The 14,709-nt window shown below is 63.5% G+C and carries 13 protein-coding genes and 2 pseudogenes; 9 read left to right on the top strand and 6 right to left on the bottom strand.

Annotated elements, in window-relative coordinates; all coding sequences use genetic code 11:
* Positions 1-623: aspartate/glutamate racemase family protein (locus AN233_RS16105; RefSeq protein ID WP_080508309.1), on the top strand; the 623-nt coding region annotated here is incomplete at its 5' end.
* Between the two features lie 46 nt (positions 624-669).
* Here the strand turns inward: AN233_RS16105 and AN233_RS16100 are convergent.
* Positions 670-1,299: pseudogene (locus AN233_RS16100) on the bottom strand (IS6 family transposase).
* Positions 1,300-1,537: 238 nt separating this feature from the next.
* On the opposite strand from AN233_RS16100, the gene aglF reads away from it, so the two are divergent.
* Positions 1,538-2,293, top strand: a complete 756-nt coding sequence (aglF, locus tag AN233_RS02805; protein WP_058365338.1) for a UTP--glucose-1-phosphate uridylyltransferase AglF — start codon at positions 1,538-1,540, stop codon at positions 2,291-2,293.
* An 87-nt stretch (positions 2,294-2,380) separates the two neighbouring features.
* Entirely contained in the window at positions 2,381-3,916 is a 1,536-nt protein-coding gene (locus AN233_RS02800; protein WP_058365337.1) for a flippase, read from the top strand.
* Between the two features lie 140 nt (positions 3,917-4,056).
* Here AN233_RS02800 and AN233_RS16095 read toward each other — a convergent pair whose 3' ends face one another.
* Positions 4,057-5,115, bottom strand: coding sequence for a PLP-dependent cysteine synthase family protein (locus AN233_RS16095; RefSeq protein ID WP_245625979.1), 1,059 nt, complete (start codon positions 5,113-5,115; stop codon positions 4,057-4,059).
* Between the two features lie 235 nt (positions 5,116-5,350).
* Between AN233_RS16095 and AN233_RS02790 the strand changes: the two genes are divergently transcribed.
* From AN233_RS02790 to AN233_RS02780, 5 genes and pseudogenes are all read left to right on the top strand, one after another.
* Positions 5,351-5,557 (top strand): hypothetical protein, encoded by a 207-nt coding sequence (locus AN233_RS02790; RefSeq protein ID WP_058365335.1) that lies wholly within the window; start codon positions 5,351-5,353, stop codon positions 5,555-5,557.
* 170 nt (positions 5,558-5,727) lie between these two features.
* The gene (locus AN233_RS17100) at positions 5,728-5,880 is read left to right on the top strand and encodes a hypothetical protein (protein ID WP_176696619.1); all 153 of its coding nucleotides are present in this window, start codon (positions 5,728-5,730) and stop codon (positions 5,878-5,880) included.
* Positions 5,877-6,266, top strand: coding sequence for a type II toxin-antitoxin system VapC family toxin (locus AN233_RS02785; protein ID WP_058365334.1), 390 nt, complete (start codon positions 5,877-5,879; stop codon positions 6,264-6,266). Before AN233_RS17100 ends, AN233_RS02785 begins: the two co-directional genes overlap by 4 nt.
* Positions 6,267-6,549: 283 nt before the next feature.
* Positions 6,550-6,817 (top strand): annotated as a pseudogene (locus tag AN233_RS18310) (hypothetical protein); the annotation flags it as partial.
* Positions 6,818-6,840: 23 nt separating this feature from the next.
* Positions 6,841-7,290: an HVO_A0114 family putative DNA-binding protein gene (locus AN233_RS02780; protein ID WP_176696618.1), complete on the top strand. Its 450-nt coding sequence runs from the start codon at positions 6,841-6,843 to the stop codon at positions 7,288-7,290.
* Between the two features lie 1,206 nt (positions 7,291-8,496).
* On the opposite strand, the gene AN233_RS02775 is transcribed toward AN233_RS02780, so the two are convergent.
* Positions 8,497-8,760 carry an AbrB/MazE/SpoVT family DNA-binding domain-containing protein gene (locus AN233_RS02775; protein ID WP_058365347.1) on the bottom strand — a complete coding sequence of 88 codons (264 nt, stop codon included), beginning with the start codon at positions 8,758-8,760 and terminating at the stop codon, positions 8,497-8,499.
* Positions 8,761-9,101: 341 nt separating this feature from the next.
* Between AN233_RS02775 and AN233_RS02770 the strand changes: the two genes are divergently transcribed.
* Complete coding sequence (locus tag AN233_RS02770; RefSeq protein WP_058365332.1) at positions 9,102-9,704, top strand: hypothetical protein; 603 nt, start codon at positions 9,102-9,104, stop codon at positions 9,702-9,704.
* Positions 9,705-9,771: 67 nt separating this feature from the next.
* Here the strand turns inward: AN233_RS02770 and AN233_RS02765 are convergent, their stop codons facing one another.
* From AN233_RS02765 to AN233_RS02755, 3 genes are all read right to left on the bottom strand, one after another.
* Positions 9,772-10,911, bottom strand: a complete 1,140-nt coding sequence (locus tag AN233_RS02765) for an ABC transporter ATP-binding protein (RefSeq protein ID WP_058365331.1) — start codon at positions 10,909-10,911, stop codon at positions 9,772-9,774.
* A 105-nt stretch (positions 10,912-11,016) separates the two neighbouring features.
* A complete protein-coding gene (gene purL, locus AN233_RS02760; RefSeq protein ID WP_058365330.1) occupies positions 11,017-13,245 on the bottom strand; it encodes a phosphoribosylformylglycinamidine synthase subunit PurL in 2,229 nt (742 codons plus the stop codon).
* Positions 13,246-13,301: 56 nt separating this feature from the next.
* Positions 13,302-14,705 (bottom strand): glycerate kinase type-2 family protein, encoded by a 1,404-nt coding sequence (locus AN233_RS02755; RefSeq protein ID WP_058365329.1) that lies wholly within the window; start codon positions 14,703-14,705, stop codon positions 13,302-13,304.
* Positions 14,706-14,709 lie beyond the last annotated feature (4 nt).

Raw genomic sequence — 14,709 nt, 5'->3', positions numbered from 1 at the left:
CTGGCGCGACCGTTCATTTTTTGGATAGACTAGTTGAATTGACGCCGGCGGAACGCGATCAAGATCATATAGAAACATTAGTTTACAACGACCCAACAATCCCTGACCGAACGGAGGCTATCTTGGGAGATGGACCTAGTCCCGAGCTACAACTTATTGAAAACGCAAAAATATTGGATAATGCAGGATGCAATACTATTGTAATTGATTCAAATACAACACACTATTATCATAATCCCATATCGGAATCAGTTGAGGCGAAAGTTCCTCATCTTATGAACCTTGTCGAACAGAAGATATCTGAAAAAGGGATATCATCTGTTGGTGTACTCACTACCGAACCGGCTATTGAGATGAATCTGTATGAAAATGTTGCCGATGAAGTTGTTTATCCGAGAGATGCAGGTCTATTAATGGATGCCATGTATTCATACAAAAGTGGTGAGAAACATCAAGCAAAGAAATACTACAACCAGGCAGTGAAAACTATTCCAAAAGATGTAGATGGGTTGGTTGTCGGTTGCACCGACTTTTCCGCCCTTTCGGTACCCCTCTCAGAAACGACTGTAGATGCGCTGGATGTATTGGTACAGTGGTGCATTAAACAACACACCTCTACATAGACTCGCCGCCTTTTTACATAAACACTCTTTCATTCGTAGGTCGTGTTTAGTTTGGAGCATTGAGCCAGGCAGCAAATGCTTGGTGCCACTTTTCGGCGGTTTGAGGCTCAACATGACTGAAGCAGTTTGAGAAGATGACGTTCGGCGTTTGAGTTCTCGAAAGAGTCGTTCGATGGCATTCCGATTTCCATGGCGTCGTGTCTGAAATCGAAGCCCAACTCTGGCGAGTGCAGTTTGGAGGTGTTAAGCGCCATTAACAAGAAACACAGCGGATTCAATCATGTGTTTCTGGCGAAGTTCTCGGAGAAAGACATCAGTTAGTGCGGTCGTTGTCGTCGAAAATAATTGGAGATGCAGCAGATCGTTCGTCTCAGGATCAATGGCAGCGTACAGCCAAAATTGCTGATCATTGATTCGAATCACGGTTTCGTCAATCGCGACGTGATTCGGGCTTCGACTGTCTGTGGGCGTAGGTCTGCGTTCCGTATCCAGTCGTGGATGGCCTTTCGAGATCGCTGGACACCCAGTTCCTCGAGAACAGAAACGGTATTCGACAGCGAGACCCCCGCTAACTGCAGTTGAATATCATTCATCGCACGCTCGGGTGCCGCTGTCGCTCCACAAAATCAAAATCAATCCAGTCCGTGCATCCACTGAAGTGGGCGATTTCTGGCATAGAGCTCCAAGAAACTCTCCCTGCCTCACTCTTCATGCTTAACTAAACACGATCTTCATTCTACTGGTCTCCTTTTAGAAGATGCAGATGAATATTGCAAAGCATTTCACTAGATCTTGATGAGATCCTTGAGCATATGAGTAGGGCCCATAACTCTCGTCGGGAACATCGGCCAGATATACTGTTGAAAGGTCAGAGAAAGAAAAGATACATTTTGTTACAAGATAAGATAAGACCCATGCAAGCAGTCGTACTCGCGGCCGGCCAGGGAACCCGGCTCCGTCCGCTAACCGACGACAAGCCGAAGGGTATGGTTGAGGTTGCGGGCAAGCCGATCCTCACACACTGTTTCGACCAGCTCGCGGAGCTGGGCGCGGACGAGTTCGTCGTTGTGGTGGGCTACAAGAAGGAGGTCATCATCGACCACTTCGGCGACACCTACGACGGCATTCCCATCACCTACTCACACCAACGAGAAGCAAACGGGCTCGCGCACGCGCTCCTCACGGTCGAGGACCACGTCGACGACGACTTCATGCTGATGCTCGGCGACAACGTCTTCGACGCGAACCTCGCGGACGTCGTCAATCGCCAGAGCGAGGACCGCGCGGACGCCGCGTTCCTCGTCGAGGAAGTTCCGTGGGAGGAAGCCTCGCGCTACGGCGTCTGCGACACGAACCAGTACGGCGAGATCACGGACGTGATCGAAAAGCCGGACGATCCGCCGAGCAACCTCGTGATGACCGGCTTCTACACGTTCACGCCCGCGATCTTCCACGCCTGCCACCTCGTTCAGCCTTCGGACCGCGGGGAGTACGAACTCTCGGACGCGGTCGACCTGCTGATCCAGTCCGGGCGGACAATCGACGCTATCGGGCTGGAAGGCTGGCGTATCGATGTGGGGTACCCGGAGGATCGCGAAGAGGCGGAACGTAGGCTGACCGAAGGAACATCATCGGAGAGCAGCGAACATTCAGCGGTAGCGGACAACTGATCCCTCTCGGCTACTGCTCGGAGAGAGTTCCTCTCTTTCTCACGGATCTCAAAAGACATACATCCTCGACCCACCGTTCTCAGACGAATGGCACGTTCGCTCGATGGAGCTTTCAAGAAACTCTTTGCGGGCGGTGGCATCCTCTTCATCGGCCTCGTCGCTGAACTGGGTATTTCCTTTATCGCGAAGGCGATAATCGCTCGATTCCTCGGGGCCGTAGATTATGGAGCCTTCTCCCTCGGAGTCACGACGATGGTTTTCCTCTCGACGATTTCCCTGCTCGGCCTCCATTCAGGAATTGGCAGATACTTACCTCGGTATGATACGCCTGAACAGCGAAAGGGCGTGATCGTGTCTGGTGCTCAAATAGCTCTCCCTGTCGCAGTTGTTGCTGGGGTCTCTGTAGCTATTTTGGCACAGCCTATCGCAACGTACGTCTTTACTGATCCTTCGGTTGCACCCATCATTCGGATCTTCGGCCTCGCGATTCCCTTCTCTGCACTAATGAGGCTTACTGTCGGTGTAGTTCGTGGGATTCAGCAGGCAACGCCCAGAGTGGTCATCAAGAATATCACGACACCGGTGACTCGTTTTTTAGCGGTGGCGATAGCGATCGTTATAGGGGGGGATACCGTCGGCCTCGCGACCGCCTATGTGCTGTCGTATGTCGTCGCTGCATCCGTGGGCGTCTACTACGTCGTTACCCGCACTGAGGTTCTCGCCAAGGTGAAAGCCACGCCGATGCATCGTGAACTTCTCTCCTTCTCCGCCCCACTCATCGTCAGCGCCGCGATGGCGTTCGTCCTCACTGACCTCGACACCTTCATGCTCGGCTACTTCTCGAGCACTCGCGACGTTGGGATCTACAACGTCGTCTACCCCATCGCCCAACTTCTTACAGTCGGACTCACCGCGTTTTCGTTCCTCTTCATGCCTATCCTCTCGGAACTCGACGCCGAGGGAGCAACCGACGAGATGCACCGCATCTACCAGGTTGTCACGAAGTGGCTTTTCATGGCGACACTCCCTCTATTCATGGTAATTGCCTTGTTCCCGGAAATGACGATCGCGATCACCTTCGGCAGCGAGTACGTCACGGGAGGTCTCGCACTCTCCTTCCTCGCGGTCGCGTACTTCTCGCACGCTATCGCCGGGCCGAACGCGAACACCCTCACCTCCATCGGCCACACGCGCCTCATCATGTGGGACAACCTCGCGGTCGGCATCCTCAACGCGGTCCTGAACGTCGCCCTCATCCCGCAGTACGGCTTCCTCGGCGCGGGGATCGCGACCGCGGTCTCCTACATCGCGCTCAACCTGCTCTACTCCACGCAACTCTACCGCATCACGGGTATCCATCCCTTCTCCACGGGCCTCGTGCGCCCGGGCGCCATCGCGGTTGCGCTCACTGCGACCACCTTCTGGATCACGCGGACGTTCTTCACCGTCACCATCCCCCTGCTCGTGGTCATGTTCGCGCTCTTCCTTGTCGCCTACGGTGTCATCATCCTGCGCTTCGGCGGCGTCGAGGAGGAGGAGGTCATGCTGGTCCTGAGCTTCGAGGATCGCTTCGGCGTCGACCTTGGCCCGCTTAAGGACCTTGCAAAGCTCTTCATCCGGTGAGAATTGCGGCCGCGTCTCCATTTTCAGACTTCCGCACTGTAGTTTTACTGAGGAACTCACTAAATACCGAGTTGGGGTCTGCGTGTGTCCGCAAGTCTCACCAAACAATAAGTAAGCTAACTCTCCCTGAACATTCAATTTTAATGGAGCTTATTGAAGTACTGTTCAGGGCCATCGTGAATAATTGTCACCACGTTAGCATCGGGACTTTCCTGCGTTATTTGTTGAGCGACTTCCATCGCAGCACCAGAGCTTAGCCCCATCAGTACGCCATTATCTGACATCTCATGTTCTGCACGGGATATCGCTATCGAGTCAGACACTGAACGAACATCATCTAGTACTTCCATGTTCCCGACATCGGTAACGCGCCATTGACCCAGTCCCTCAATATCCACATCGTATTTTTCCATTTCCTCTCCGTGGAAAACACGGGAGATGTTGGACTCCTCGCCATCGACACCGACGATTTGAATGTGCTTATCTTGGGAATTAATGTACTCACCAATCCCAGTCATAATTCCACAGGTGCTGACTGCGCCCACAATGTGTGTGACATCTGTGTCGTGGATTTGTTGGTACAGTTCAGGGCCAGTCCATTCGAGATGCACCATCCGATTCAGTTCGTTCTCATACTGATTGAGAAATACAGCATCGTGTTCCTCCGCGTAGCGTTGTGCAACCTTCTGATAATAGAAGTCCTCATCATGCCCGGCATCGGGAGCTTCGATTACCTCCGCTCCAAGCGAATGTACAAATCCTTTCTTCACTGGGCTCGTCGTCTCCCGCATCACAATAGTACATGGGTGGCCAAGTCTGTTTGCTGCTAAGGCAACGCCACCCGCCGTATTGCCGGAACTCGCTTCGACGACACGCTGTCCGTCTTCCAACTCACCCTTTTCGCGCATCCCGATAATCATCCCAGCACCGAGGCGGTCTTTGTGGCTCAACGTCGGGTTTTCCCGTTCTATCTTCATTGCAATCTGCTCGTTCTCGGGATGGGGAACGACGGGCGTATCACCGATTTCGCGGAGAATCGGGTCGGTACGAGCGAGATCGTATGGACACGAGGGATCACAAACGTCAATATTCAAAAATGAATCGTCTAAGTCTTTTTCCGGTGCTGGATCCCCCGACCGTCGTTCCGACATAATCTCCCAGATTTCAGTACAACCGGCACCATCGGGAACGTCTTCCATACGACTCACACCGAGTGGTCATCATAAAGAGATAACGCTGACAACATTGTCCAAAGTTGAGATCTCTGTTCCATTAGCTCGCGCCATCAAAGACCCCACTCATTGGGAAGCGTGCGTTGGAGTTCGTGAAGCACGTGGTCGTTCGCGAGATGGAGTCGGACGACGAGATCTCGGAGGCGGAAGCGCGGCAGATCGCGCAGAAACTGCAGGATCTGGGCTACATGGAGTAGCGCCGATGCGTACGCTCGACGCCGCGGCCGTCTTCGACACGCTCTCGCGGGCGGACCTGGTCCTCTGTTGTCTGCCCCTGCTCTTCGCTGCGGGGTATCTCGCGGGCGCGGCCGCGTTCGGGACGCGCGTCGCGGCGGTCGCGGTCGGGGCGGCCGCGTGCTGGCCGGTGGTCGCGGACGCCTGCCTGCTCCACCCGCCGAGTGCGGAGTGACGCGACGCTGCCGCGCGGGACGGTCGCGGCCGACCACAGCCGAACGCAGCACGCACGCCGGCCGCGGTCGACCTGCAAGCGGACGCCATGTTGGCGTCGACCGCGACTGCCCGATGGTCACAAGCGGGGCCTCCCGTACCCTTTTGCCTGTTGCCGACGGATATGCTTCCATGAGCCTCACAGCAGACGACTTCACCGACTTCGCCCCGTCCGATCCCACGGACGACGAGTCGACGCCGCTCGGAGACGCGCTCGCGGAGCTCGCGGTCGACGTCGAGACCGATTCGGTCGAAGTCGTCCGCGAACTCCGAGAGGATCGATGACGCCCTTTCTGGACACGAACGTTCTCGTCGCCGCGGTCACGCAGGACACGGACCGATCCGACGCCGCTGTGTCGATGTTGAACGAGTTCGAGGAGCCATACACGTCGATCCTCTGCCTGATGGAACTGCGGACCGTACTCACCAAGAAGAAGGGATTCGAGCGGGAGCGTGCAGAGAAGGTCGAGAGTCGGATCGTCTCACGGACCAACGTCACGTTCCCGGACGCATCGGATATCGTGGCAGCGAACCGAAATCAGTCGGAAACCCTCCTGTATCCGATGGATGCACTGGTTCTCGCTGCAGCGTCCGGAGCCGATGCGACGCTCGTCTCCTTCGACGCGGAGCTTCGAGACCACGGCGCCATTCACCCGACGCGTCTCGCGTAGATGAACGCACGGAGGGGAGCTGCCAGTCGGACGACCGATACCGAGTCACCGAAACGGACTCGAGTACGGTCCGGTCAGGATGCGCACTACTCCGGTCGCGCCACGTGCCGGGAGCGCACCACGACGATCGCGGTCGGTTGCTGCTGACCCGACCCGTGGAAGAACCGTCTGGAAAACCGTTCATCCCCGGGCGATTCGAGTCCGACGACTACCATTGGTCAAATAACCAATGCTCTTGTTGCATTGGTCTGTCTACCAATAGCCGAGGATAGCCACACCGACCGAGCTCCACTTCGGCGCGACGGAGCCGGACCCGCCCCGCACGCTCGACGACGGGACGATTCGGCGGTATCTCGAAAATCCGCGATTTTCGACGACCCATCGAAACGCCGGCCGCGTTTCGAGATGACAATTCGCACGAGGACACGAAGGGGCACGAACTGCACGTCGCACCCGATCCCGAACCGGAGACACTCGCGTTTCCCGGAATGGTCGAACTCTGGGACCGGTTCTGGAGCGAGATCCCGAAATCCACGTTCGGGGTCGCGTGAGGCTACCGACCACGGTGATACACATGACTGACACCACGCCGCCGCTACACCCGATGGAGCGCGAACAGCTTCGGGCCGAATCGACGCTCGTCGTGACCGTGAAGTCGTCCAGCGAGTTCCACGACGACGTCGCCGACGGCATCGAGAGGCTTGAACGAAACGAGGCGACGGACTCGCCGCCGACGCTCTCGTTCACCAGCTACGACGACCTCATGGGGACGCTGACGCCGCGCGTTCTCGACCTCATCGAGGCGGTCCGTCGAGCGAAGCCGGCGAGCATCAACGAGACCGCGCGAGTCGTCGACCGCGACGTGAAGAACGTCCACGAGGAGTTGGCACGACTCGCCCAGCTGGGGGTCATCTTCTTCGAGGAAGACGGCCAGCGCAAGCGCCCCGTCGTCTGGTTCGACGAACTCGTCATCAACCTCCCGTTCGATCCGGAGACGGGTGACACGGCAGCGGCCGCTTCCTGACCCAGCCGTCACACCGTGATCGCCAGTCGACCGCGATAATGAGGCCGTTGCAGAACGCCTCTACAGTCGTGACCCGGCCGCGAGCCCGAGTATGAACCAGCCCGGGGTCGGTGCCGTCCGCGGACGGCCGCACCAACGACCGAGACGGTCCCCGACGGACCCCCGCCTCCGAGCGATCCGGACTCCGTCCCGGAGATCGCGCCGTCGACGAACGGCCGTCTCGCGGCCCGTCCCTCGCGCCGCTGTCGAAGCCGGTCCGAATCTTCATAATCGGGGTTTCCGACCGCAAGAAGCCGGCAGCAGGCCGGTCGCGGTCGAGTATGACCGTCGCCGCGGAGCCGGCTTCGCGAGCGTCGCACGCGAACGGCCTGCCGAAATCGCGGTCGTGAGCAGTTCTCCGGGTCGTCCTCTCTCACTGAGGCGCTCCCCGTGGTCGCGACCCGTGCGGGGGCGACTGCAGGCGGACAGCGAATCACGGGACGGCAGCCGAGTATGAGGAGTTCGACCGCGAGCGGCCGAGCGTTGCGGTCGTGGCAGGCCGACCGCGGTCGCCCGTTTTCGGCACGCAGCCGGGCGAATGGCCGACGATCGTGGCCCTCACCACGCGGTCGCGAGCGTCGTTGCCAGCGACCCGTGAGTCATACCCGTCCAGCGCCGGGCGACGACGGTGCACCTTGCGGGTCCGAGACGCGGCTATGACCCCGAAGTCCACTCACAACGCCTGTAGCTGAGACACCGCGTTTCCCGTGAACCCGAGGTTGCTCGCGGATGGCCGATCGTCGGGGCACCGGGGCCAACCTCGCCAGTGGGACACCCCTTGTTTCGTCTGTTCTTCGTTGCGCAGGCAGGGGCTCTTCGAGCGGGGACACACCCCTCGTTTCGTCTGTTCCGCTCGCGATTGCGTCTGCTGCTCTCGGGTCGCGACCGGCTACGCCCCTGTCGAGTTCGCCCTCGATCCGGAGATCGTCCTCGACACGCGGGAGTCGATCGAGACCGTGGTCTAAGACCAACCTCCGCTCTCGGCGTCACGATCCTCATCCGTCCCCCTTCGCGGCCGGCGATTCCGGTCCGTACTCACCGTTCTTCATCTCCAGTTCCCTCGGTCTCTGCCGCCCCCTCCGAATCGGAGAACAGACGAAACGAGGGGTGTCTGCGCCATCGCACACACGGCGAGACCCGTCGGAGGCATTCCGGAAGGGCACGCAGTTAGCGCTCTCCGAACGTCGCTCGGCCCGCGTCCCGGAACGCGTCCTCGTCCCACTCGTCCCGGTCGCGACCCGCCGACACCGTTTCGAGCTCCGGCAGCTGCCGGACCAGCAGGATGGTGTTGTTCTGCCGGACTACGGTGAACGTCGTCCCGCCCTCGATGTTGAGGTTGTCACGAAGGGATTTCGGGATGGTGAGCCGCCCGCGGTCGGTTATCTCTACTTGGCCGTATTCCTCACCACCGTGTTCGGTTGGGCCACTCATCGTACTCCCCGACTGGATCAACTCCACTCGATCATGATAAGTCTCGATGCATATCTGGGTCCGGTCGCTATCGAGAGAACGAAGCTCCCTCGCCTTCGAACTCAGAAAATCCGTCCCTGCGCTTCGGTGGAGTCTCACGGGAGATGGAGACCCATCGTCGGGACTCCACCCGCCCCAACAACGGGAAGACGGACACGTGTCCCCGTGAATCAAGGTCGGAGCCCGGTGTCCGCCTCCGCGTTCAAAACGACGACCGCGAGGGGCATGTGAACCGAGAATCGCTCAGATCGGACGGTAGCTTTAGCGGAAGTTCTTTTTCCAGCAAGATTGACTGCCAATCCATGAGTGACTCCTCCACGTCCGACGCACCGTCGGCCGCCTACGACATCTCCACGGTCGAACTCGACGACGACCGCTACGAGGTGAAGCAGTCGGCGATCAGGAACAAGTACGTCGTCCGCGACAGTGCCGGCGACGTCGTCCTCCGCGGGAAGCAGAAGCTGTTCAAGCTGAAGGAGGAGTTCCCGTTCGTCACCGGCGACGACGCGGACGCGTTCACCGTGAAGGCCGGCGGGATCATGGACATCGCGGGCAACTACGCGATCACCGACGCCGGGACCGGCGAGGAGGTCGTCGTCTTAGATGAGGACTACTCGCTGTTCGTCGAGAACTGGACGATTCGCGATCCCGAGTCGGGGGAGTCGCTGGCGACCATCCGGTCGAAGAACAAGCTGCTCTCCGCGCTTCGACACGTCTTCTCCGCCGCGAACCTGTTCCCGAACAAGTACGAGATCGTCGACCCCGACGGGACACACGTCGGCGACATCGAGGGGCAGTTCTCGCTCCGGGACACCTACACGGTCACCATCGACGACGCCAGCACCGTCCCGAAGGAGGCGGTCGTCGCGGCCGCGTGCATCCTCGACGCGCTCGAGAACAAGTGAGCCGACCGCGGGCCGGGGGAGGACCTCCTGCCGGATCCGACGCCGGTTCCTCCCGCGCCTCCCGGCCCTACCGCGGGTACCACGCCAGCGGGTGGTCGGCCACCAGGTCGACCGCGACCGACTGGTCGAGGTCGAACTCCTCGACGTGGTTGTGGAGGCAGTGGACCGCCTCGCCGGAGTCGAGCTCGACGCGGTAGATGAAGGAGGGGCCGACGTACTGTCGCGAGACGACGGTGCCGTCGGCGTTCGAGTCGGACGCCGGCGTCGCGCGCAGGTCGTCCGGGCGCACGAGCACGTCGACGGGCGCGCCGTCGTAGACGGTGTCGTACCCCTCCAGCGTGGCGGCGTTGAACCGGCCGACGCCGGTGTCGACCTTCCCCTCGCTGAGGTGGCCCTTCAGGAAGGAGGCCCGGCCGAGGAACGAGGCGACGAACTTCGACTCCGGCTGCTGGAAGACGGCCTCCGGCTTGCCGATCTGCTCGAGTGTGCCGTCGTTCATCACGGCGACGCGGTCGGAGATGGAGAGCGCCTCCTCCTGGTCGTGCGTGACCGACACCGCGGTCACGCCCGCGGCCTTCAGGATGCGGCGCACCTCCTCGCGCATCTCCACGCGGAGGCGCACGTCGAGGTTCGAGAAGGGCTCGTCGAGCAGGAGCACGTCCGGCTCGGGCGCGAGCGACCGCGCGAGCGCGACGCGCTGCTTCTGGCCGCCCGAGAGCTGGTCGGGCGTCTTCTCGCCGTGGTCGGGCATGTTCACCAGCTCCAGCAGGTCGTCGACGCGCTCGGCGGTCGCGTCGGCGTCGGCGTCCTGCAGGCCGAACGCGATGTTCTCGCGAACGGTGAGGTGCGGGAACAGCGCGAAGTCCTGGAACACGATGCCCACGTCGCGCTCCTCGGGCTTCACGAACCGGTCGCCCGTCCCGGCCACCTCCTCGTCCGCGATGGTGATCGAGCCCGCGCTCGGCGCCTCGAGCCCGGCGATCATGCGCAGCGTCGTCGTCTTCCCGCAGCCGGAGGGGCCGAGCAGCGTCAACAGCTCGCCGCGTCGCACGGACAGCGAGACGCCGTCGACCGCGGTCTCGTCGCCGAACGACTTGTCGACCCCGTCGAGCGCGAGCACCGACTCCTCCGCGGTGGCTCCGGCAGCCGCGTCGACGCGCTCCTCGGCCGCGGCAGTATCCCGGACGAGTGACTTCGGTGTGGACATGATTGGGAGACCGCTCTAGTTGCCCACCGATAGTTTAGGAACCCCTAAAAGCATATCGCTCGCAGCCCCCGGCTCCGGCGACGGGGCTCGAAAAGGGCGCCCGCTTCAGGCCAGTTCGCGCTGGATGACGTTCCGGAGCTCGCGGATCTCGCCGGCGGTCGCCTCGACCGCGGTCCCCTCGATGGAGAGGGCGAGCGTCCCGTCCGTCGTCACGTCGCCGAGCCGGAACACGGGCACGTCGCCGGCCAGCTCCGCGACCGCCTCGGGATCGGTCGTCTGGACGACCAGTCGGCCGGGCGTCTCGTCGAACGCCGCGACGCGGTCGGGGAGGGCCACGTCCGCGCCGGCCTCCGCGGTGACGAGCTCCGCGAGCGCGACCGCGAGGCCGCCGTCGCTCACGTCGTGGGTCGCGAGCGTCGCGTCGTGGCGCGCGATCGCGGCGAGCGTCGCCACGAGGTCGCCCGGGGCCTTCGGCAGCGTCGGGAAGCGGTCGCTCCCGCCAACCTGTGCGAGGTACTCGGAGCCGCCCAACGCGTCGCCGCCCGCGCCCACGAGGAGGAGGGCCGACTCGTCGGCCGCGTCGGCGTCAAGCGCCGCGGACGGCGCGTCGTACCCCCGCTTCGTCCCGATCAGCGCGAGCGTCGGCGTCGGCGGGATCGGTCCCGCGGCGCTGTCGTTGTACAGCGAGACGTTCCCGCCGACGACCGGCGTCGAGAGCGCCGAACACATGTCCGCAAGCCCGTCGACGATCCCCTCGAAGCCGCCGTACACGTCGGGCTTCTCCGGGTTCCCGCCGTTCAGACAGTCGACCGCGGCCAGCGGGGTCGCCCCCTTCGCCGCGAGGTTGGTCGCGTTCTCCAGCGCCACCGCGCGAGCGCCGTCGTAGGGGGCCACCTCGGTCCAGTTCGGGTTCGCGCCCGACGAGAGCGCGAGGCCGACGCCCGTTCCGGACGCGTCACCGGACGCGCCACCCTCAGTCCCGTCGAGGGCCTCGCCCTCCGCGGCCTCCCGGATCGCCATGATCGCGGCGTCGTCGCCGGGCTTGCGCGCTGTCCGCGTTCCGACCTCGTGGTCGTACTGCCGGTAGACCCAGCGCTTGCTCGCGGTCGAGGGCGCCGAGACGACCGCTTCGAAGGCGTCCGAGAGGTCGCCCGTCGGCAGGTCGCGCTCCGGCCGGGTCGGTTCCTCGCTGTCGAGGTCGTTCATCGGCGCGCCCTCAGCGAGGAAGTCCGCGTCCACGTCGACGACCGTCTCGCCCTCGAACTCGCAGACGTAGTTGCCCGGGGTCACCTCGCCGATGACCGAGCAGCCGAGGTCGAACCGGTCGGCGAGCTCCTCAACGCGCGCCACGTCCGTCGGCGCCACCTCGTAGCACATCCGCTCCTGCGATTCGGCGAGCAGGATCTCCAGCGCGCTCATGTTCGGCTCGCGCTGGTGGACTCGCTCCAGCTCGATGCGGGCGCCGAGCCCGCCCTTCGCGACCAGCTCGGAGGAGGCGCCCCCGAGGCCCGCCGCGCCGAGGTCCCGTGCGGCGAGCACCAGGTCCTCGTCGACCAGCGCCTCGTTGCACTCGATCAGCCGCTTCTCCGCGTAGGGGTCGCCCACCTGCACCGCGGGGCGGTCCTCGGTCTCGGCGTCCTCGCCGAGGTCCTCGGAGGCGAAGGAGGCGCCGCCGAGCCCGTCGCGGCCCGTCGCGTTGCCCACGAGCACCAGCTTGTTGCCCGGTTCGGTCGCCTCGGCGGTGACGAGCCGGTCCTCGTTCGTCAGGCCGACGCAGGCGACGTTGACGAGGGGGTTGCCCTCGTAGCCGTCGTGGAACGCCACGCTCCCCCCGACGGTGGGGACGCCGATGCAGTTGCCGTAGTGGGAGATGCCGTCGACGACGCCCTCGAACAGGTAGCGGGAGTGCTCGCGGTCGAAGTCGCCGAAGTACAGCGAGTCGAGCAGGGCGACCGGATACGCGCCCATGCTCATCGTGTCGCGGACGATGCCGCCCACGCCCGTCGCCGCGCCGTCGACCGGGTCGACGTAGGAGGGGTGGTTGTGGCTCTCGACGCCGAACGTGACGTAGGTGTCGCCGTAGTCGTCAGCCCCGCGGTCGCTCGCGGGCGTGTCGGCGGCGTCGGGGTCCGGCAGCGCCAGCACCGCGGCGTCGTCGCCCGGCCCGACGACGACCTGATCTCCCTCGCTGTCGAACGCCCCGAGGAGCGGGCGCGAGGAGCGGTACGCGCAGTGCTCGCTCCAGAGGTTCTCGAACAGGACGCGCTCCGCCGGCGTGGGCTCCCGACCGAGCTCCGCGACGACGAGTTCGTGGTCCGCCTCGGACAGGCTCATTCACTTGCGTGTCTACTTCCGGGCGTCTAATGCTTTTCCATGTGCACGTTCGTGCGTTACTTCCGGCATCGGTCGGCTCCCGCCGCACCGGCCTCCGTCACCACGACCACGCGCAGGTCGTTGACGTTCGTCCCCGTCGGCCCGGTCTCGATCAGCGCACCGGCCGCGTCGAGCACGGGATACGCGTCGTTGTCCGCGAGCGCGGCCCGGCCCGCGGCCCGCCTCTCGGCGTCCGCGACCGCATCCGGCCCGAGCACCGCCCCGGCCGCGTCGGTCGCGCCGTCGACCCCGTCGGTGTCGACAGCGCCCACGACGACCCGGTCGCGGTCGGCCGGAGACACGTCGAGCTCCAGCGCGGCCGCGAGCGCGAACTCCTGATTCGGCCCGCCCGTGCCGTCGCCCTCCACCGTCACCGTCGTCTCGCCGCCGGACAGGAACACCGCGGGCGGCGCGACGGGGTTCCCGGTCGCGAGCGCCTCCTCGGCCATCGCCGCGGCGGTGACGGCGGCGTCCCGGGCCTCCCCGCGGATCCGCGAGGAGACCAGCAGGGGTTCGTGGTCGGCCTCCCGCGCGACTCCAGCCGCGGCCCGCATCGCCGTCAGCCCGTTCGCGAGGACGTGCGTTCGCATGCGGTCGAACGCCGGATCGCCGGCCGACGGGGTTTCAGAAATCTCCCCGGCCGCGCCGCGCTCCAACCGCTCCCGGACCGCATTTGGCACAGAAAGGTCGTACCGGTCCAGCACGGAGAGCGCGTCCGAAAAGGTCGTCTCGTCGGGGACGAACGGACCGCTGGCGATCGTCGAAAGGTCATCGCCGACCACGTCGGAGAGCACCAGACACCGGACTGTCGCGGGCGCGGCGGCCGCGGCCAACCGGCCGCCCTTCAGCGCCGAGAGGTGCTTCCGGACCGCATTTATCTCCCCGATCGCGGCGCCGCTCGCCAGCAGCGCCTCCGTGGTCTCGCGGAGGTCCGCGAGCGTGACGCCCGCGACGCCCGCGACCCCCTCCGCGGGTGCGGGCATGAGCGCGCTGCCGCCGCCGGTGATGACCCCCAACACGAGCGTGTCTGCGTCGGCGGACGCGGCGGCGGAAAGCACCTCGCGGGCGCTCTCGACGCCGCGCTCGCTCGGCGTCGGATGGTCGCCGGGAAGCACCCGGACGCGCTCGCAGTCGACGGCGTCGTCCGTCACCACGACGCCGCCGTCGACCCGGTCGCCCAGCAGCCGCTCCAGTTCGCGCGCGACCTGCGAGGCCGCGTTGCCGCCGCCGAGCACCAGCACGCGGTCGAACGCCGCGAGGTCGACCGTCTCCGCGCCGTCGATCAGCAGCCGGCTCCCCTCGAGCACGAGGCGGTCCGGGACGACGCGGTCCGGCCGAGCGGCGCGGATCCCCGCGGCGAGACAGTCGAGCGCGAGGTCGTGGGGGGCCGTCTCCGGGAACCGGTCGCGGTCGTCGATCATCGGT

The sequence above is a fragment of the Haloparvum sedimenti genome, assembly GCF_001462205.1.
Classification (GTDB): Archaea; Halobacteriota; Halobacteria; order Halobacteriales; family Haloferacaceae; genus Haloparvum; species Haloparvum sedimenti.
Note: the sequence above shows the minus strand (reverse complement) of the source record. Positions and strands in the feature narration are given on the sequence as shown.